Here is a 17757-nt window from a genome sequence, read left to right on the forward strand (position 1 = left end):
GAAATGACTGATTCCAAAGTTACGCCCTTGCGTCCGAGAAACAAGTCTTCGGTTGATGCTTCAGCAACAGCCACAACCCCCAAAACCCGCAAGCCTTTGCGTGGGAATCGTTCCGCGCGAGTAAAATTGGGCAATGCTCGACTGTTGTTAGTTTGGGGAATTTTGTTGCTCGGGATGGGAGGCTTGGGATTAAATTTGTATCGCTTGCAAGCGATCGGAGCCGATCGCTTGGCGGACAAGGCGCAACAACAGCAGCAAGTTTATATGCGCCCTTACGTTCCCAGGCGAGCGATCGTCGATCGCAACGGTCACGTTTTGGCCAGCGATCGCCTCGTTTACGCGCTTTATGCCCACCCCAGTCAATTTAAGGTATCTCAGGTGGAAGTGGCGGATAAATTAGCCTCTCTCCTCGATCGCGATCGCCGTAACCTCTTGGAAAAATTTGCCCAGCATAAAAGCGGACTGCGCCTCGCTCAGACGTTACCCGAAGATACCGCCAACAAAATTACGGCGCTGAAACTCGATGGATTAGAGTTAATTCGTCAATATTCTCGCCTTTACCCTCAACAAGAACTGGTGGCAGAAGTCGTGGGCTATGTCGATGTCGATCATCAAGGACAAGCCGGCTTAGAATACACCCAACAAGATTTACTCGAGCCCAAAATTCGCACCCTCAGACTGCGCCGAGCCGGGAATGGTGCATTAGTTCCCGATCCCATGTCGGAAGGATTTATCGATTTTGAAGATAAACAATTGCAATTGACCCTCGATATGCGCTTGCAACGGGTGGCGCGATCGCTGCTCAAGGAGAGTTTGGCCAAATATCAAGCCAAACGCGGCACGATTATCATTATGGACGTGCGGGACGGCTCATTGCTGGCTTTAGTGTGCGAGCCGACTTTCGATCCCAATCAATATTCTCAATACCCGGTCGGTTTATTTAAAAGTTGGGCGGTTACGGATCTCTATGAACCCGGTTCTACGTTTAAACCGATTAATGTGGCGATCGCGTTGGAAGCAGGAGTGATTCAAGCCAATAGCATTTTTAACGATCGCGGCAAACTCAAAATCGAACATTGGGAAATTAAAAATCACGACTACGATGCCGTGGGAGCAAGGGGCAGTCTCGATCTGATTCGAGTTCTCCAGCACTCGAGCAATACGGGAATGGTGGATCTGGTTCAGCGTCTGAAGGTGAAGCAATATCACGAAGCCCTAATGAATTTGGGCATTACCCAAAGAGCCGGGATCGAATTGCCGGGGGAAGGTGCCGGACAATTGAAGGATTTAAAGAAATTCTTGGCTTCTCCAGTGGAAGCCGCAACCACGGCATTTGGACAGGGATTTTCCTTAACACCTCTGAAACTGGCACAACTCCACGCCGCGATCGCCAATGGGGGCAAGTTAGTCAGACCTCATCTCATTCGCGCTTGGGTAGACTCTCAAGGCCGGCCGATTTCTTATCCCGACCCCCGTTCCCTGAAAACGGTTTTTTCAGAACAGACGAGTCGCATTGTCTTGGAAAAAATGGCGGCTTCAACTAAACTATCGGGGGCAAATATGAATATTCGCGGTTATTCCGTTGCCGGAAAATCGGGAACAGCACAAAAAGCCAGCCCATCGGGAGGATATTACGAAGATATTAAAATTGTCAGTTTTGTGGCTTCTTTTCCGGTCAACGACCCTCGCCTCGTGGTTTTAGCGGTTCTCGATGAACCCAAGGGCAAGGATATTTACGGGACGACGGTGGCAGCCCCTATCGTTCGCTCGGCCATTGATGCGGCGATCGCGATCGAAGGCATTCCCCCTTCTCAGTGACCAGTTATCAGTTATCAGTTATCAGTTATCAGTTATCAGTTATCAATTCCGTTGGAAAATAACCGATAGATTATTGGCGGGCATTTCGACGATTTTGAGGAAAGTTAAGTTTTCGGCCTCGGCGGCGGTAATAACGGCTTCGAGATCTCGGACTCCCCATTCGGGATCGGATGAGCGTAAAAAGCGATCGAATTCTTGATTGCTGGGGGCGGTATGTTGTCCATCTCGCTTGTAGGGACCGTAAAGGTACAGAATGCCCTCGGGTGGGAGAATGCGCCCAGCCCCAGCCATTAACCCCAAACACGCCGCCCAAGGGGAAATATGAATCATATTGATATTAACGATCGCTTTGATAGGATTCGCGTTGAATTCCTCGGTTGTCATTCCTTCAGGGAGCATACCGGTTTCCATTGGCCAGACGCGATCGCCGGCCTTGAGGTCGAGGGGAGGATAGAGATTGTCCCTCGGGGAATGCGATCGCCATGCCTCAATACTCTCGCGCAATACCGAGTTGGGTTCGCTCGGCCACCATTGTCTCGGCTGCAAGCGCGGGGCAAAATAAATACTATGTTCTCCTGTTCCGCTTGCGATTTCTAAGACCGTTCCTCGAGGCGGCAAAACCTCCTCTAATACCGCCAAGATCGGCTCGCGGTTGCGAAGAGTTGCGGCTGCATATTGTCGTTGCCGAGAATTCACGTTCATTGTTATCTCTCTTAAAGATTACGAAGTGTAAAACGATTTCACAAATTGATCTGTTCCCTTATCTTAGGTAATAAACGAGAATAAGCCTGAATTTATGGAAAAATTGCCGGTAAATCCATAAAATTATGAGATTTATTGAAAGATAGCTAATCTTTTGTTAATATTTTTCATACTGAGTCCTGCATAAGATCTTTTAATCTAGATAAAATTAATATGAGTTTATGATGGGATTTTTATTAAAAAATCAAATGTTAGGGATGTAATTCACGAAATCCCCAAGCTCTAGACAACCCTCTAGATGAGAAAATTATGAACTTACCTTTAAATTTCTCCAAAATTGCTATGAACCTCGATTCGCTCATTGAGATTCTCAATTGCAAGTTGATTGCCTCCCAAATTCGTTGTCTCAATGCAACAGAAATATTACTTTTGCGGGGCATCTGGCAATACCAAACCTATACTGAAATTGCTCAACAAGAAGACTATAGTAAGGGATATATTAGTAATGTCGTTGCTCCGGGATTGTGTAAGCGATTATCCGAACTACTTGGCAAACGCATAACCAAGAAAAATTGTCGGGCGATGTTAGAAAATTACATCACGACAGAACTCGAAAAAGATTTACCTCCCCAACAAACCGAGCTAATTCCTGCAACACCTTTCTTAGAAAAAACCAGTCCTTTTCCTTTCGAAACGGACAAAACAGCGACCTTGGAAGAGTCGCCGTCCTATCCAAGTGGAGCACTTCCTATCTATTCTCATTACTATATCGAACGTCCCAAGATTGAAACGCAGGTTTGCGAACAAATTACCAAACCGGGCGCTCTCGTGCGGATTAAAGCCCCTCAAGAAATGGGGAAAACATCATTATTGCTCAGGGTTTTGAACTATGCCAAAGAGCAAAACTATCGCACGGTAAATTTGAACTTACAGCAAACCGATCGCGGAACTCTAAGCGATTTCAAGCTCTTTTTACGCTGGATTTGTGCCAATATTAGCCGTCAACTCGATCTCGAATCCAAATTGGCTGACTATTGGGATGAGGATATTGGTGCTTCTGTCAGTTGTATGCTCTATATGGAAGATTATATTCTCGATCGCATCAAGACTCCGTTAGTTTTGGCATTTGATGAAGTCAATCGGATTTTCGAGCATCCTCAAGTGGCTCGAGATTTTTTACCATTGTTGCGAGCATGGTTTGAAGAAGCAAAAAAAGTTCGCATCTGGGAAAATCTTCGCATTATTGTCGTTCATTCGACAGAAATTTACGTTCCTTTACATCTGACTCAATCCCCTTTTAATGTGGGATTACCCATCCAATTAAATTCTTTTACACTGGGGCAAGTTCAAGAGTTAGCTCGGCGCTACGGACTAGATTGGCTGAGGGAAACAGAGGCGGCTCAATTGATGGCTTTAGTGGGAGGACACCCCGGACTCGTCCAAATTGCTCTTTATCATCTTCATCAAGATAAGTTAACTTTAGCTCAATTATTGAAAACAGCAGCAACACCTACAGGTATTTATGCTCATCATCTCCAGCGTCATTTAGCCAATTTACAACAAGAAACGGAATTAGCCACAGCATTCCAACACTTGGTGAATGCAGATAAACCCGTGGCATTAGAACCGATCGCATCCTATAAATTACATAGTATGGGTTTAATTAAGATAGAAGGGGATACTGCAATGCTGAGTTGCGAGCTATATCGACGGTATTTCTACAAAGAACAGGCTGTAGTTGGTTGACAGAGAAATAGATTTGGGTTGCACTTTTTTGCCGATTATTTTTTATTGAGTCCGCGATCTGCAGCGATCGCGGACTTTTTATCGGATCGCCTGTATTGCTCTAGGAAATATTAATGCCAGATCCCAAAAATATATTAGATTTCTGTGATTTTTATATGAATTTTATAGATTGAAGATGTCTGAGAAAATTCTTATTCTAGAAATATAGCAATGCAAACTATTTGCACACACCCCGATCTCTGTAGAGGCGTTCCCCCAATGTTTCTACAGCTTTTTTTACCCATTTTTTGAGATTGAGCAGAAAAAACAACTATAAGTTAAGTTTCTTAAAAATAAATTCGGGAATACTGCGAATAATTAACATGATATATTGCCACATCCAAAGGGTATATAACACATTTTGGTTTTTGTCAATGGCTTGAAAAATAGCCTCGGCAACTTGTTCGGGGGAAGCCGTTAACGATTTGGAGAGTTCCATTTCTGCGGTCATTTTGGTGGCGACATAACCGGGTTTTACGGTCAGTACATTCACGCCGGATTTAACTAAACGATTTCTCAACCCGCTTAAATAAGCTGTAAAAGCAGCTTTGGCGCTACCATAAAAGTAGTTGCTTTGCCGGCCGCGATCGCCAGCAACAGAGGAAATTCCCGCGATCGTCCCTTCTTGGCGCTCCTCGAAATCATTGGCAATAATATTTAAAATAGAGACGGCTCCAGTATAATTTGTCTGAATTATTTTCTCGGCTTCAGTAAAGTCTTTTTGGGCGTTTTTTTGATTCCCTAAATAACCAAAGACGCAAATCGCAATCGCCGGTTTTTCTGGGAGTTTTTCGTAAAAGTCTTGATGGGAATTAAAGTCCAAAGCATCAAATTCTAAGGCTTCAACATTTCGATTGTAACGAATCGTTAAATCTTTAGCCAGTGGCTCTAAAAGCGTGCTGTTTCGTGCTGCTAAATCCAAATCATATCCAGCTTGGGCGAAACGAGCGGCGATCGCTTTGGCGATGTCCGATTTTGCGCCTAAAATTAAAACTCTGTTCATAATCCAATGCGATCGGCGAGATGTGAGGTAAATTTGCGATTGATTTTTTCTTTAAATTGTGCTAGGTGCGGATAATAGTTTAAAGTTTCGCTTTTCATGCGAGCATCTTTCACTAAATATAAGCGTCCGCCGCATTCTAAAACAATTTTATCCAGTTCATTGAGAAATTCAAAGATTCCCGGTTGTAGTTTAAAATCCAATGCTAAAGTATAGCCTTCCATTGGAAAGGACAGACAAGCATCGGGATCGGCTCGGCCAAATAATTTTAACACGGTGAGAAACGAACCTTTTTTACTGGCACTAATTTGATTTAAGATTTCTGCTAATCCAGTTTTACTTTTGGCTTTAGGAAGAACGAATTGATATTGTAGGAAGCCGCGATCGCCATAAATTCGATTCCAGTTTTCGATCCCATCGAGGGGGTAAAAATAACTGTCGTAATCGATAATATCAACACTTTGTTTTTGCCATTGCTTGTAATAGTATAAAGTATTAAATGCTTGTACGCTCAGTCCATTTAAAACAAAGCTAGGAAAAGTAAAAGGAATATTAAGTTTGCGTTTTTTGGGCAAATTTAAAGGCTGTTTTTGTAGAGAGTTAGGGAGTTCGTCAAGGGTTGCGTGTTCTCCTCGTAAAAGTAGCGATCGCCCTTGTTTTTCCCCTCGAGAGAGACAATCTAACCACGCAACGGTATAAGTCCAATCTTGAGAACTTTCAAATAAGTCCATGACTTCAGTTAAATTTCTCGCTTTAATTGTCTCTTGACGAATATAAGCCGTTTCAATGCGCTTGAGAGAAAACTTGGCACTATAAATCAATCCCGTGAGTCCCATTCCCCCAACAGTTGCCCAGAATAAATCAGGATTTTCCGAGGGAGAGCAAGAGATAAGATTGCCGCGATCGCTAATTAATGTAAAAGAAATTAAATGGCGTGAAAAACAACCTTCGCTATGGTGATTTTTTCCATGCACATCCGCCGCGATCGCACCACCTACGGTAATAAATTGAGTCCCGGGAGTCACAGGAAGAAAGAAACCCTTCGGAACGATTAATTTGAGAATATCGGCAAAAATAACCCCTGCTTGACAAGTAATAATCCCTCGGGTTTCATCTAACTCTAAAAACTTATCAAGTTTAAGGGTAGAAAAAATATTATTGCCCAAAGAAGCATCTCCGTAAGCCCTGCCATTTCCGCGAATGGTCACATTATTTTGGCGATCGATAAAATCAGCAATTTCATTAATAAATTCAAGCTCGGTGAAACGAGCGTGAAGGCGAGGATAATTCCCCCAATTTTTAATTTTTTTAAGTGTTTTCATTTTTCTATCCTTTTAAATATAGAGCAATGTACCAAAGGAAATCAACCACATTAAAATAATTAATTGTAGAAAGCGATCGTTTAACAGAATTCTAGTTGGCGAGCCTGTTTTTGTAAAGACTAGAGTTTGTTGTAAGTACCGCATAATCCCTAAAATGGGAAAAATTGTGGTTAAATAAACATTTTCATTACCAATGCGTGCGACAACCTCTTCCGATACTGCATACATAATATAGGTTACCACAGTTACTGATGAAGCAAGCATCATCGAAACATCAATAAACTGTAAGTTATATCCTTCAATAGATTTACGAGTATTACTGCCTTCTAAATAAATTAAATATTCATCGCGACGTTTTGCTAAACCAAGGAATAAAGCCAAGAGAAACGTGAGCATAATTAACCAATGCGAGATCGGTACTCCGGCAACAATTCCCCCCAAAGCAACACGCAACAAAAAACCGATCGCAATAATCGAAATATCAATAATCGCAATATGTTTTAACTTGAAACTGTAGAGAATATTCATGCCAAAATATCCCAGTATTGTCGCCAAAGCAAAAGGAGGTAAAATCCACCCCAACCCTAATGCTGAGACAAATAAAACCAGCACAATCATACGAGCTTGCGGTTTGCTAATTGCACCAGATGCGAGGGGACGTTTGCACTTCTTAGGATGAAGTCGATCTTGAGCAATATCGATATAATCATTAATGACATAAACGCAACTCGCCATCAGAGAAAAAGAGACAAAAGCGATCGCAAGATTGGCCAATACCCAAGAATCGAAAAATTTTCCTCCGAAAAAAGCTGGACTAAAAATAAAAAAGTTCTTGACCCATTGATGAACTCGGATTAATTTGAAAATCTGTCGCATTGTTAGAAGCATAAACTAGAACTCCCGAGATAATTCCCGGTATTGTTTTGTTCTCTTGTCGGAACTCTGCTTTAAAAAAATATACCCAGAGATAGATAAAAATCGCTCTTTTATCTTCTTGAAAAAATTAGCGCAGCGATCGCCGGAATTCTCTTCCCCGATTGAGGGATTCTAGCGCTAGGATAAAAGAAGTTGTTGCAATGCGAAAGAAACAAACTATGTCAACCCTAGCATTAACCGATGAAAACGTTGAGACTGTTCTCGACGAGATGCGCCCTTATCTGATGGCAGATGGCGGCAATGTTGAATTGGTCGATATTGACGGGCCGATCGTCAAACTGCGCCTGCAAGGTGCCTGTGGTTCTTGTCCCAGTTCAACAATGACACTCAAAATGGGGATCGAACGTCGCTTGCGGGAAAAAATTCCCGAAGTCGTAGAAGTCGAACAAATTATATAAACCCAATTCTTTCGGGAAATGTTAGCGATCGCAAAGGAAAAATACAGATTTAAAACCGAAAAATCGGGTTATATTTAAAAACCGATCTGAATTATACTTCGGTCATCTTTACTGCACTCCCTCTTTGCGATCGTGTCTCATCCCCTCTACGTTGCATTTATCTGGCATCAACACCAACCTCTCTACAAATCTACAGATGGAGATTATCATCTCCCGTGGGTTAGGTTACACGGAACAAAAGATTATTTAGATCTAATTCTTATTCTCGAAAGGTATCCCCAGCTTCATCAAACGGTTAATCTCGTTCCTTCTCTGATTTTACAGATTGAAGATTACATTGCCGGAAAAGCGATCGATCCCTATCTCGCCGTCGCTTTAACTGCCGAAACGCAACTCAATCGAGAGCAAAAACACTTTATTATCGATCATTTCTTTGATGGTAATCATCACACCCTCATCGATCCTCATCCTCGTTACGCGCAACTCTATCATCAACGCAGGGAAAAAGGGACAACTTGGTGTTGGGAACATTGGCAAGCACAGGATTATGGGGATCTGTTGGCATGGCATAATTTAGCTTGGATCGATCCCTTGTTTTGGGACGATCCGCAAATTGCTGGATGGTTGCGAAAAGGGAAAGATTTTACGTTAGAAGATCGGCAAGGAATTTATCGCAAACAACGGGAAATTCTTGGCAATATTATTCCCAAGCATCGAGAAATGCAGGAAGCCGGACAGTTGGAGGTGACGACGACTCCCTACACCCACCCCATTTTACCCCTCCTCGCCGATACTCATGCGGGACGGGTGGCGGTGCCGAATATGGCCTTACCGAAAAATCGCTTTCAATGGCCTGAAGATATCCCTCGGCATCTCCGTAAAGCGAAAGAGATGTATCGAGAGCGATTTGTGAGAAATCCGCGAGGCTTGTGGCCGTCGGAACAGTCGGTCAGTCCAGCGATTTTACCTTACATTGCCAAAGAGGGATTTAAGTGGATTTGTTCCGACGAGGCCGTCTTGGGATGGAGTCTCGATCGCTTTTTCCATCGAGATGAGAGAGGAAATTTATACGATCCCGAAGTCTTATATCGTCCCTATCGTTTGGAAACCCCTTATGGAGATGTGGCGATCGCATTTCGAGATCACCGCTTATCGGATTTGATCGGGTTTACTTATGGTGCTATGTCCCCTCAAGCAGCCGCGAAGGATTTAATCGGACATTTGCAAGCGATCGCCAACTCTCGCGACTCCGACTCCCATGAACCTTGGTTAGTCACGATCGCTTTAGATGGGGAAAACTGTTGGGAATTTTATCAGCAAGATGGCTTACCCTTCCTCGACTGTCTCTATCAACACCTCAACCGCGATAAAAATCTCGAATTAGTCACGGTTTCAGAATTTTTGACCAAATTCCCCCCCACGCAAACCATCCCCTTAGAAAAGCTCCATAGCGGCTCTTGGGTTGATGGCAGTTTTACCACTTGGATCGGAGATCCGGTGAAAAATCGCGCTTGGGATTTACTTTACGAGGCAAGGAAAACCCTAGACAAGCACCCAGAAGCAACGGAGGAGAAGAACCCGAAAGCATGGGAAGCGTTATATGCTGCCGAGGGATCCGATTGGTTTTGGTGGTTTGGGGAGGGACATTCTTCCAACCAAGATGCCATGTTCGATCGCCTGTTTCGGGAACATTTAATGGAGTTATATACCGCCTTGGGAGAACCCATTCCCGAACCTTTAAAAGAGGAAGTAGAACGCCACGACATTCACGGCGATCGCGTCCCCAGTAGCTTTATTCATCCTTTTATTGATGGGTTTGGAGACGAACAAGATTGGGATAAAGCCGGACTGGTAGAAGTCGGGGGGGCAAGGGGAACCATGCACCAAAGCAGCAAGGTTCAGCGTTTATTTTACGGTTTGGATCACCTGAATTTTTATCTGCGCTTGGATTTTAAAGCGGGACTCGATGTTTTTAAAGAATTACCCTCTGAGTTACATTTACTCTGGTTTTATCCCGGTATCTTGATGTGCAACAACCCGGCACCGTTACCGGAATTGCCAGATATTAACCCGTTAAATTATGGATTTCACCATCATCTCGGGGTTAACTTGCGATCGCGGGAAATTTGGTTGGATGAAGCCGGAGAATATAACCAATGGCAGAGGCGCAAGTGTACCGCTTATATGGCCTTAAATCAATGTTTGGAATTGGCAATTCCTTGGCGCGATCTCGATATTCATCCCGATTATCCCTTACGCATGGTGGGGGTTTTAACAGATGGCGGCAAATTTTACGGACACCTACCCGAAGATCGCTTGATTAGTGTGAATTCGCCTTAATTTTAAAAGCAAATTTACTCCTCTGAATCCTCTTCTGGGTTGGCTTTATATTCCTCTAACAACTCTGCCACCCGTTCTCGCATTTGTGTATGTCGTTCGACTCCTTCAAAAGAATAACGATTATAATCATTTTCAAGAATGATTCCTTCTAAATTGCGAACTCGTTCATCGGTATCCGGGTGAGTGGACAGCCATTCCGGGGGAGTCGGGCGATCGCGATCGTCAAGAGTGACCATTAAATTTCGCATCCCATCGGCCGCATAGCCACTTCCAGCCAAAATGCGCGTCCCCAGAGCATCCGCTTGGCGCTCCATATCGCGACTATAACTAAAAACGATTAAATTTGTCGTAATGCCGCCGACAAAGGGAATATAGCCCGTAATACTCGCCATTAAGCTCCCTCTCGTGGCTAACTCAAACCCATGAGACATGACCGCATGAGAAATCTCGTGCGCCAATAGCCCGGCAAATTCTGCCTCGGAATGCGTATGCACGATCGCGCCAGCATGGACGAAAATTTTGCCGCCGGGTAGTGCAAACGCATTCAAATTCTCGTCCATAATCACGTAAAATTCATAATTAAACTCATCCCGCCCCGCCGTACTCGCTAACTTATAGCCCACCTCGCGCACGTACTCCACAACCTCCTCATCCCACAACATGGGAGCGCGATCGACGACACGACGAGCAAAAATATCTCCCGTGGCATCTTCTCCCTGCAATAAAATTGCCGTCATTTGCAATGCAGAAATAGGTGCGCCCAAATTCCCCGTGAAGATGAAACCCGCCGCCCCCGTTACTAAGTTTAAAATTGTATTTTTGGTAATGCGGCTTCGCAATTCTCCCTGATATTCCCCCCAATTCTCCTCAGCTAACAACAAGAACTCTTCAGCGCGAGGATGATCGGGATTAAATATGGCAAACTGTCGCGCGGTTAATGAAGCGTTTAACCAGTTCTCGGCTTGTTCTTCTGCCGTTACCGTAGCGGCAATTAATTCAGCTTCTCCCGGGTAGCGTACTGCCCCCTTGGAGAGAATATCGATCGCATCATCAAGGCGATCGCGATCGATCAAAGCATCGGCATAACTTAAATAACCCGGAATAAAGCCGGGCTGTTCTTCTATCAATAGACCCGCCGGGGCAAAAATCTTACTACTCAAACCCGATTCTAATCCTTCTTGATGGATGCGCCAATACACTCCCCCAGCCGGAGAGAGTTGCGCTTCATCATCAAAAGCGCTTTCTAAAGGAACATAGTTCTCTTCGCGTTGAAAAGGTGCTTTCACCTCTCGATAGCGTTCGACGGCGGCGGGAATGTCTCCCGCCAGAAATAAGCGATCGCCCGTTGCTAGAATTTCAATATTTGCCCGTTCTTCTTCACTAATCTCTAAAACTTTCTCTTCTTCTTCGCTTTCTGGTTCTGTTTCCAGTTCTTCTATTTCTTTCTCAGTTTTCTCGTTAATCTCCTCACTTTCTGAACTTGAAACAGGTTCTGATTCTGTTTCCGTCAGAGTTTGAACAACTTCGAGGGAGAAATTGTTTTCTCCTTCTACAACCCATAACGCTTCTGACCAAAATTCTCTTTCTAAAGGAGAATCTGCGATCGCCTCTTCCTCAAGAAACAAGGATAAATCCAACGAGTCTGAAAATTGAGCATTATCATCTCTTCTGCCTTCGATTTCTGTAGCGATCGCGGCTGAAAAAGGGAGTGTTTGAGCAAATATCGCAACAGTCGAAAAGAGAATACCCGAAGCGATCGAAAGAGAATACCGACTCGGTTTCATGGTGAGAAGTCCCAATAAATAACAGTTAAATGTTCTGAAATTTTCTCCATTTTGCCGAAAAAGGTGGCTATCTGTTCCCAGTTTACAAATTATTTCCAGAAAGTTTAAAACTCTTGACAAATGTTTGATTTAAACTTTTGACTTTTGACTTTTAACCCGCTTAAAATGTGGCTATTCAGAGTGCATCCGTAAAAATAACTAAAAAAATGTCCGTTCTGTTTGCCAAAATTTACGATATGAGCGCCGAGTTCGACGATCGCTACGTCCCCGAACTCGAAGAGGCGATCGCGCGTTGGGGGGGAATTATTGCGCCATCGGTGGGGGATGCGATCGTCGGGTTATTTGCGGAGGAAGTGGATAAATCTTTAGATGCGGCCCTTTCGATGCTCGAATGTTTTGCCGGGAGCGTCTATGTTAAAACGAATACGCTTTACTCAAAAATGGGCATCGGACTGGATACGGGAACATTGCTCGCAGAGTCAGGCGATCGCCAAACTCGCTCGCTTCCCCACATTGTTAAGGATACCCAATATACCGCCGCACGGGTTGAAGCGCTAACGCAAGTATATGAAACACCTTTACTCATGACCCATCGCACTTTTTTGCAACTGTCTCAAACGGAAGGGTATCGCATTCGCTTGATCCATCGTTTTGAAACGGAGCCTCGAGTCGATCCGATCTCGGTCTTTGAAGTGTTTAATAGCGATCCAGTAGAAATTCAAGATGCAAAATTAGAAACGAAAACCCAGTTCGAGCAAGGCTTATTCCTCTATTTTATGGGCTTTGTCGAGGAGGCAGGGCATTTATTTGAAGAGTGCTTGGAAGTTTATCCAGGCGATCGCGTGATTCAAATCTATTCTGAACGCTGTCAAACCATTACCTTACGGGCAGTTGGTACGGGTTAAGGAAGGATATGGGGATTCTTGCTTAATTTTCCACGATCGCGATCGTCACGGGATGGGGTATGCGATCGCCTCAATTTGAGATCGGTTTCACACGGGTTCGAGATAGCGATCGTATCTCATTTTTAAAGAAAAGCCGATACTGAGAGTGTGGAAAGCAAAAGCTCCCCAAGCATACACGAGAAACGAGCAAGCGTCAAAGGAGAAAACCATGAAATTCAACCGCATTACCCGCAATCTTTTCCAAACCGGTCTCTTTTCTTTAGTTGGCATGGCACTATTAACCCAAACGGCTTCTGCTGAGGAAATGAAAAAAATTGGGAATGCGGAAGATTTACAAGGAGTTGTCGCTTGTAATGTCGCTCAAAATTCTTGGTTATACGTTGCACCCCTCGGAGAATTACCTTGTGAGGCAGCAATTGGGGGATCCACTAAAACGGCGATGATTGTGGAACAAGATATTTTTCAACTTGATGAGGCAACTAAAGCCGAACTACTCTACAATCGCAATCGTAGCCAAAATCCTGATGCTTTAGTCGTTGGCGATCGCTAATTGAAGTCAAAATATTGAAGTCAAAATAAAGAGTCAAACCCAGACGAGATCTGAACTTGACTCTTTTTAATTTAAACTCGATCGATATGTTCCCTAATTCGTTTTACTCTACGAGTTAGGATGTTTTGCTTCAAACTCCTCGCGATTGGGAAAAATATTAAAAACGCGATCCATGCTTGTTAACTCAAATAGCATAGAAATCTGTTCGTTAATCGAGCAAATACAAAGGGATGCGTGAGCCGCACGCACGGTTTTGAGGGCGAGAACTAAAGCACCCAGCCCCGAACTATCCATAAATGTCACATCTTTGAAATCGATTAAAATCGTTTCAGCACCATTCTTGACGCTTTCACCGATCTCTTGGCGAAATTCGCTGGCCTTGGTTCCATCTAAAATCCCAGCCGGTTTGATAATTTTAATTTTTGTATTGGTGGAACTCATACTTTCTATGTTTTGGTTAACGCAATTCAAAATTGAATGAGAGGGAATAACATTCCGTGCTGCTTAAGATTCCGGTTGCGATCGGAACGAGAGAACAGGTGAGCTTCTCCTATTTAACTGGCATTGGCGCTATTTTAGCAACTTTAGTGGATGTCAGGGCAACTTCTCAATCATAATCACCCGATCGCAATTCGTCACGGGAAAACCCAATCTCGTTATATTCTAGGATTGGAGGTCACGGATTTGGAGGAGGAGGGAGGCAAATGGATGCTTATGATGTCATCGTCATCGGTGCCGGTCACAATGGCTTGGTTTGTGCGGCCTATTTGCTCGAAGCGGGTTACAGCGTTTTGCTCTTAGAGGCGCGATCGCTACCCGGAGGAGCCGCCACCACAGAAGAAGCGCTCCCTCAAGCTGCACCGGGCTTTAAATTCGACCTCTGCGCCATCGACCACGAAACCATCCATCTCGGTCCGGTAGTGCAAGAATTGGAACTCAACAAATACGGGTTGGAGTATTTACCCTGCGATCCAGTGTTATTTTGTCCTCTCCCCGACGGAACCAATTTTCTCGCTTGGCGATCGGTAGAGCGCACTCGTCAAGAAATTGCCCGCTACAGCGATCGCGATGCCCGCAAATACGTTGAATTTATCGAATACTGGCAGCATTTAAACGGAGCCCTCGCGCCAATTTTTAATGCTTCTCCGATGGCACTCCTCGATATTGCCAAAAACTACGATCGCGAAAATTGGCAAGATTTATGGAAAATTTTCGGCTCTCGTCCTAAAGTTCTCGATTTTCTGCACAATCTCGTTACTTCTCCGACGGATCTCCTCAATGAATGGTTTGACAGCGAAACCGTCAAAGCTCCCCTTGCTTGTCTCGCCGCCCAAATTGGCGCACCTCCTTCCCAAAAAGGTATTGCGATCGGGGCGATGCGGATGGCGATGCGCCACGATCCGGGGTTATTTCGACCGCGAGGAGGGACGGGAGCGCTCGTTGCAACCCTGGTGAAGCGGGTGGAGGAGAAGGGAGGTAAAATCCTTACAGAACAACGGGTGGAGCGGGTTTTAGTCAATAATGAAGGCAAGGCGATCGGGGTGCGCGTTAATAACGGCAAAGAATATCGCGCCAATGCGGGTGTAATTTCTAATATTGATGCCCGTCGCTTATTTTTGGAACTGTGCGATCGCGTTGATGTGGATTGTGCAGCCCCGAAGTTACGGAATACATTAAAGCGGCGAATTGTCAACAATAATGAAAGCGTTTTCAAAATCGATTTAGCTCTTTCCGAAGCACCGCAATTTATCGCCCGCGATCGCCCCGAGGAAGCGCTAATGGGTTCGATTTTAATTGCCGACTCGGTGAATCACGTTGAAAAGGCACACGCTTTCTGTTCTTTTGGGGAAATTCCCTCGGATCCGGTTTTATACGTCGTCTGTCCCACGGTACTCGATCCCAGTTTGGCACCAGAAGGCAAACATACGTTATGGGTTGAATGTTTCGTTCCCTATCAAATCGCCCAACATGAAGGAATCGGGTTAAAAGGAACGGGATGGACGGAAGAATTAAAAGAAGAAATGTGCGATCGCGTTTTAGATAAATTAGCCACCTATGCTCCCAATATTCCGCGATCGGTTATTGCCCGTCGTCTTGAAAGTCCGCCAGAACTCGAGCAACGTTTGGGACTCTCCCAAGGCAATCCTTATCATATCGACATGACCCTAGATCGCATGGTTTTCTTCCGTCCCTTACCCGAATTAGCTGATTATAAAACCCCCATTGAAGGATTATTTTTAACCGGTGCGGGAACCCATCCCGGAGGGGGAATTTCTGGAATGCCCGGACGCAATTGCGCTAGAGCATTCATCCAAAACCAACAACCCTTTTTAGAAAAACTAACCGACGCACAAAATTCCCTCGTTTCCTTTCTGCGATCGGCATTAGGAATCAATAAAGAGGAAGAATAAATAGCCTGTTCACTGATAACCGTTCACTGATAACTGATAACTGAAATGCGCGAGCCGAAGAAAAACTTATTTTTTTATCACCTGTTTAAATGGTCGATCGTGAGTCCGATGCTTCACGGTTATTTTCGCGGACGGATCTATGGTGTAGAAAATGTTCCCCAAGATGGGTCTTTAGTCATTGCCAGCAATCATGCCAGCAATTTTGACCCGCCATTAGTCGCAAATTGTGTCAGTCGTCCCGTGGCATTTATGGCCAAAGAAGAGTTATTTAAAGTTCCGGTTTTAAAACAAGCGATAGAATTATATGGGGCATATCCCGTCAAACGTTCTTCTGCCGATCGCAGTGCCATTAAAGCCGCTCTTTCTTGTTTAAATGAAGGTTGGGCAGTGGGTATCTTTTTACAAGGAACGCGCACGTCAGATGGACAGATCGATGAGCCGAAATTAGGAGCAGCAATGATTGCAGCCAAGGCAAAAGTTCCTATTCTTCCCGTAAGTTTATGGGGAACGGAAAAGATATTACAAAAAGGCTCTTCACTGCCTCATCTTGTTCCCATCACAGTGCGAATTGGTCAAGCGATCGCGCCACCAAATTCGAGCAAACGAGATGAACTACAAGCAGTCACAGAAAAGTGTGCGGAAGCGATTAATTCTCTACACGCTTTAGGACGTTAATATAGCTGAGTTAAAAAGTATTAATGGCAACAGCAACAGAATATCAACGAAGGATAGAGGCTTTAGGATGGGAGGAATTGCGATCGCTCTAGGAAAATATCGAGCAAGGCAATACAACACCAAGCTGGGAACCCGGAAAAGCCTTTGAGCATTTGGTTTTACGAGCTTTTCAGCTTGATGGAGCAACTGTTAGATATCCTTATCGCGTGCGACTTTTTGATGAAAACATCGAACAAATTGATGGGGCTGTTTACTGTAGTGGACTTTCTTGTATAGTTGAAAGTAAAGATTGGGCCAAAGATATCGATATTGAGCCGATTGCCAAACTTCGCAGCCAGCTTTCACGTCGTCCCACAAGTACGATAGGTTTAGTTTTTAGTCGAACTGATTTTACTAATCCCGCTCGTACATTGGTCACTTTTTCTGCTCGACCCACGATTCTTCTCTGGAATGGAGAAGAAATAAAATATGCACTAGAGCAAGAAAAAATGTGCGAATTCTTAACAAGTAAATATCGTGCTTGTGTGGAAGAGGGGATACCAGATTTTGACTTTAGAAGAGGGGATAATCCATGAATGCTTATATTGTTACTGAGTGTGCTTTTGATGAACATTTACTTCGCAATTTGATTCCTCAAGATTTGCTCAATGAGGTGGGATTATTTGCTGCAGGTAAAACATCTGGTTTAAAGTCTTTTGCTCGTTCTGTTGTTGTTCGTCGGCAAATTCCTACTGTTATTGTTGCTGATGCGGACTCTACTATACCAGAACTAATTGAATATCGCCGTCGAGATATTCAAGAAATTGTGGAAATTTTAGCGATAGATATTCCCATTAAAGTGATTCTCGCAGAACCGGAAATGGAATGTATTTTATTTCACGATCCTGCTATTCTTGCCCGTTTGTTTGATTGTGAAATTCCCAATAATATAATAGAATCAGCAAAACTTCAACCCAAAAAAGTCCTAGAACAATTACTTTCCCAATCCCGAGAATTTCAGGGTCGTATCGATTTAGTTGGTGCCTTAAAAGATGAAGATATCAAGATTTTACGCCAAGCTCCTGTTATTCAAGAAACTATTGAATTTCTGCAATTGGCACGCCAACTGACCCTTGTTTAATAACCGGATTT

Annotated in this window: 17 protein-coding genes; 10 read left to right on the top strand and 7 right to left on the bottom strand. The window is 44.1% G+C overall.

Annotation, left to right across the window (positions count from 1 at the left end; all coding sequences use genetic code 11):
- The first annotated feature begins 3 nt into the window (after positions 1-3).
- Positions 4-1818 carry a peptidoglycan D,D-transpeptidase FtsI family protein gene (locus tag AC6RV6_RS16375; protein ID WP_500241944.1) on the top strand — a complete coding sequence of 605 codons (1815 nt, stop codon included), beginning with the start codon at positions 4-6 and terminating at the stop codon, positions 1816-1818.
- Positions 1819-1860: 42 nt separating this feature from the next.
- Here the strand turns inward: AC6RV6_RS16375 and AC6RV6_RS16380 are convergent, their stop codons facing one another.
- A complete protein-coding gene (locus AC6RV6_RS16380) occupies positions 1861-2520 on the bottom strand; it encodes a DUF938 domain-containing protein (RefSeq protein ID WP_500241945.1) in 660 nt (219 codons plus the stop codon).
- A 309-nt stretch (positions 2521-2829) separates the two neighbouring features.
- On the opposite strand from AC6RV6_RS16380, the gene AC6RV6_RS16385 reads away from it, so the two are divergent.
- Positions 2830-4266, top strand: a complete 1437-nt coding sequence (locus tag AC6RV6_RS16385; protein ID WP_500241946.1) for an AAA-like domain-containing protein — start codon at positions 2830-2832, stop codon at positions 4264-4266.
- A 310-nt stretch (positions 4267-4576) separates the two neighbouring features.
- On the opposite strand, the gene AC6RV6_RS16390 is transcribed toward AC6RV6_RS16385, so the two are convergent.
- The 3 genes from AC6RV6_RS16390 to AC6RV6_RS16400 are packed head-to-tail and all read right to left on the bottom strand — an operon-like array spanning position 4577 to position 7503.
- Positions 4577-5308, bottom strand: coding sequence for an SDR family oxidoreductase (locus AC6RV6_RS16390; protein WP_500241948.1), 732 nt, complete (start codon positions 5306-5308; stop codon positions 4577-4579).
- Positions 5305-6627, bottom strand: a complete 1323-nt coding sequence (locus AC6RV6_RS16395) for an FAD-binding oxidoreductase (RefSeq protein ID WP_500241949.1) — start codon at positions 6625-6627, stop codon at positions 5305-5307. Before AC6RV6_RS16395 ends, AC6RV6_RS16390 begins: the two co-directional genes overlap by 4 nt.
- Before the next feature lie 12 nt (positions 6628-6639).
- Positions 6640-7503: a UbiA prenyltransferase family protein gene (locus tag AC6RV6_RS16400; RefSeq protein ID WP_500241950.1), complete on the bottom strand. Its 864-nt coding sequence runs from the start codon at positions 7501-7503 to the stop codon at positions 6640-6642.
- A gap of 218 nt (positions 7504-7721) precedes the next feature.
- On the opposite strand from AC6RV6_RS16400, the gene AC6RV6_RS16405 reads away from it, so the two are divergent.
- The gene (locus AC6RV6_RS16405) at positions 7722-7961 is read left to right on the top strand and encodes a NifU family protein (protein ID WP_500241992.1); all 240 of its coding nucleotides are present in this window, start codon (positions 7722-7724) and stop codon (positions 7959-7961) included.
- A gap of 132 nt (positions 7962-8093) precedes the next feature.
- Entirely contained in the window at positions 8094-10301 is a 2208-nt protein-coding gene (locus AC6RV6_RS16410) for a glycoside hydrolase family 57 protein (RefSeq protein ID WP_500241951.1), read from the top strand.
- Positions 10302-10315: 14 nt separating this feature from the next.
- Here the strand turns inward: AC6RV6_RS16410 and AC6RV6_RS16415 are convergent, their stop codons facing one another.
- Positions 10316-12085, bottom strand: coding sequence for a M48 family metalloprotease (locus tag AC6RV6_RS16415; RefSeq protein ID WP_500241952.1), 1770 nt, complete (start codon positions 12083-12085; stop codon positions 10316-10318).
- Positions 12086-12291: 206 nt separating this feature from the next.
- On the opposite strand from AC6RV6_RS16415, the gene AC6RV6_RS16420 reads away from it, so the two are divergent.
- Positions 12292-12990: a hypothetical protein gene (locus AC6RV6_RS16420; protein ID WP_500241953.1), complete on the top strand. Its 699-nt coding sequence runs from the start codon at positions 12292-12294 to the stop codon at positions 12988-12990.
- A gap of 87 nt (positions 12991-13077) precedes the next feature.
- On the opposite strand, the gene AC6RV6_RS16425 is transcribed toward AC6RV6_RS16420, so the two are convergent.
- On the bottom strand, positions 13078-13200 hold the full coding sequence (locus AC6RV6_RS16425) for a hypothetical protein (protein ID WP_500241955.1): 123 nt from the start codon (positions 13198-13200) through the stop codon (positions 13078-13080).
- Between AC6RV6_RS16425 and AC6RV6_RS16430 the strand changes: the two genes are divergently transcribed.
- The gene (locus AC6RV6_RS16430; protein WP_500241956.1) at positions 13199-13540 is read left to right on the top strand and encodes a hypothetical protein; all 342 of its coding nucleotides are present in this window, start codon (positions 13199-13201) and stop codon (positions 13538-13540) included. The genes AC6RV6_RS16425 and AC6RV6_RS16430 overlap by 2 nt on opposite strands.
- Before the next feature lie 108 nt (positions 13541-13648).
- Here AC6RV6_RS16430 and AC6RV6_RS16435 read toward each other — a convergent pair whose 3' ends face one another.
- Positions 13649-13981, bottom strand: a complete 333-nt coding sequence (locus AC6RV6_RS16435) for an STAS domain-containing protein (RefSeq protein WP_500241957.1) — start codon at positions 13979-13981, stop codon at positions 13649-13651.
- A 263-nt stretch (positions 13982-14244) separates the two neighbouring features.
- Between AC6RV6_RS16435 and AC6RV6_RS16440 the strand changes: the two genes are divergently transcribed.
- The 4 genes from AC6RV6_RS16440 (at position 14245) to AC6RV6_RS16455 (ending at position 17746) form a co-directional block, all read left to right on the top strand.
- The gene (locus tag AC6RV6_RS16440; protein WP_500241958.1) at positions 14245-15951 is read left to right on the top strand and encodes a phytoene desaturase family protein; all 1707 of its coding nucleotides are present in this window, start codon (positions 14245-14247) and stop codon (positions 15949-15951) included.
- 45 nt (positions 15952-15996) lie between these two features.
- Entirely contained in the window at positions 15997-16626 is a 630-nt protein-coding gene (locus tag AC6RV6_RS16445) for a lysophospholipid acyltransferase family protein (protein WP_500241959.1), read from the top strand.
- A gap of 98 nt (positions 16627-16724) precedes the next feature.
- Positions 16725-17201 carry a restriction endonuclease gene (locus AC6RV6_RS16450; RefSeq protein WP_500241993.1) on the top strand — a complete coding sequence of 159 codons (477 nt, stop codon included), beginning with the start codon at positions 16725-16727 and terminating at the stop codon, positions 17199-17201.
- The gene (locus AC6RV6_RS16455) at positions 17198-17746 is read left to right on the top strand and encodes a hypothetical protein (protein ID WP_500241961.1); all 549 of its coding nucleotides are present in this window, start codon (positions 17198-17200) and stop codon (positions 17744-17746) included. The genes AC6RV6_RS16450 and AC6RV6_RS16455 overlap by 4 nt, the downstream gene beginning before the upstream one ends.
- The last annotated feature ends 11 nt before the right edge of the window (positions 17747-17757 follow it).

The organism is Spirulina sp. LEGE 11439, from assembly GCF_059821285.1.

Excerpts from the sequence above, each read along its gene's own strand:
- AC6RV6_RS16375 (WP_500241944.1), top strand. The coding sequence starts at position 4 with ATGACTGATTCCAAAGTTACGCCCTTGCGTCCGAGAAACAAGTCTTCG.
- AC6RV6_RS16380 (WP_500241945.1), bottom strand. The coding sequence starts at position 2,520 with ATGAACGTGAATTCTCGGCAACGACAATATGCAGCCGCAACTCTTCGC.
- AC6RV6_RS16385 (WP_500241946.1), top strand. The coding sequence starts at position 2,830 with ATGAACTTACCTTTAAATTTCTCCAAAATTGCTATGAACCTCGATTCG.
- AC6RV6_RS16390 (WP_500241948.1), bottom strand. The coding sequence starts at position 5,308 with ATGAACAGAGTTTTAATTTTAGGCGCAAAATCGGACATCGCCAAAGCG.
- AC6RV6_RS16395 (WP_500241949.1), bottom strand. The coding sequence starts at position 6,627 with ATGAAAACACTTAAAAAAATTAAAAATTGGGGGAATTATCCTCGCCTT.
- AC6RV6_RS16400 (WP_500241950.1), bottom strand. The coding sequence starts at position 7,503 with ATGCGACAGATTTTCAAATTAATCCGAGTTCATCAATGGGTCAAGAAC.
- AC6RV6_RS16405 (WP_500241992.1), top strand. The coding sequence starts at position 7,722 with ATGTCAACCCTAGCATTAACCGATGAAAACGTTGAGACTGTTCTCGAC.
- AC6RV6_RS16415 (WP_500241952.1), bottom strand. The coding sequence starts at position 12,085 with ATGAAACCGAGTCGGTATTCTCTTTCGATCGCTTCGGGTATTCTCTTT.
- AC6RV6_RS16420 (WP_500241953.1), top strand. The coding sequence starts at position 12,292 with ATGTCCGTTCTGTTTGCCAAAATTTACGATATGAGCGCCGAGTTCGAC.
- AC6RV6_RS16430 (WP_500241956.1), top strand. The coding sequence starts at position 13,199 with ATGAAATTCAACCGCATTACCCGCAATCTTTTCCAAACCGGTCTCTTT.
- AC6RV6_RS16425 (WP_500241955.1), bottom strand. The coding sequence starts at position 13,200 with ATGGTTTTCTCCTTTGACGCTTGCTCGTTTCTCGTGTATGCTTGGGGA.
- AC6RV6_RS16435 (WP_500241957.1), bottom strand. The coding sequence starts at position 13,981 with ATGAGTTCCACCAATACAAAAATTAAAATTATCAAACCGGCTGGGATT.
- AC6RV6_RS16440 (WP_500241958.1), top strand. The coding sequence starts at position 14,245 with ATGGATGCTTATGATGTCATCGTCATCGGTGCCGGTCACAATGGCTTG.
- AC6RV6_RS16445 (WP_500241959.1), top strand. The coding sequence starts at position 15,997 with ATGCGCGAGCCGAAGAAAAACTTATTTTTTTATCACCTGTTTAAATGG.
- AC6RV6_RS16455 (WP_500241961.1), top strand. The coding sequence starts at position 17,198 with ATGAATGCTTATATTGTTACTGAGTGTGCTTTTGATGAACATTTACTT.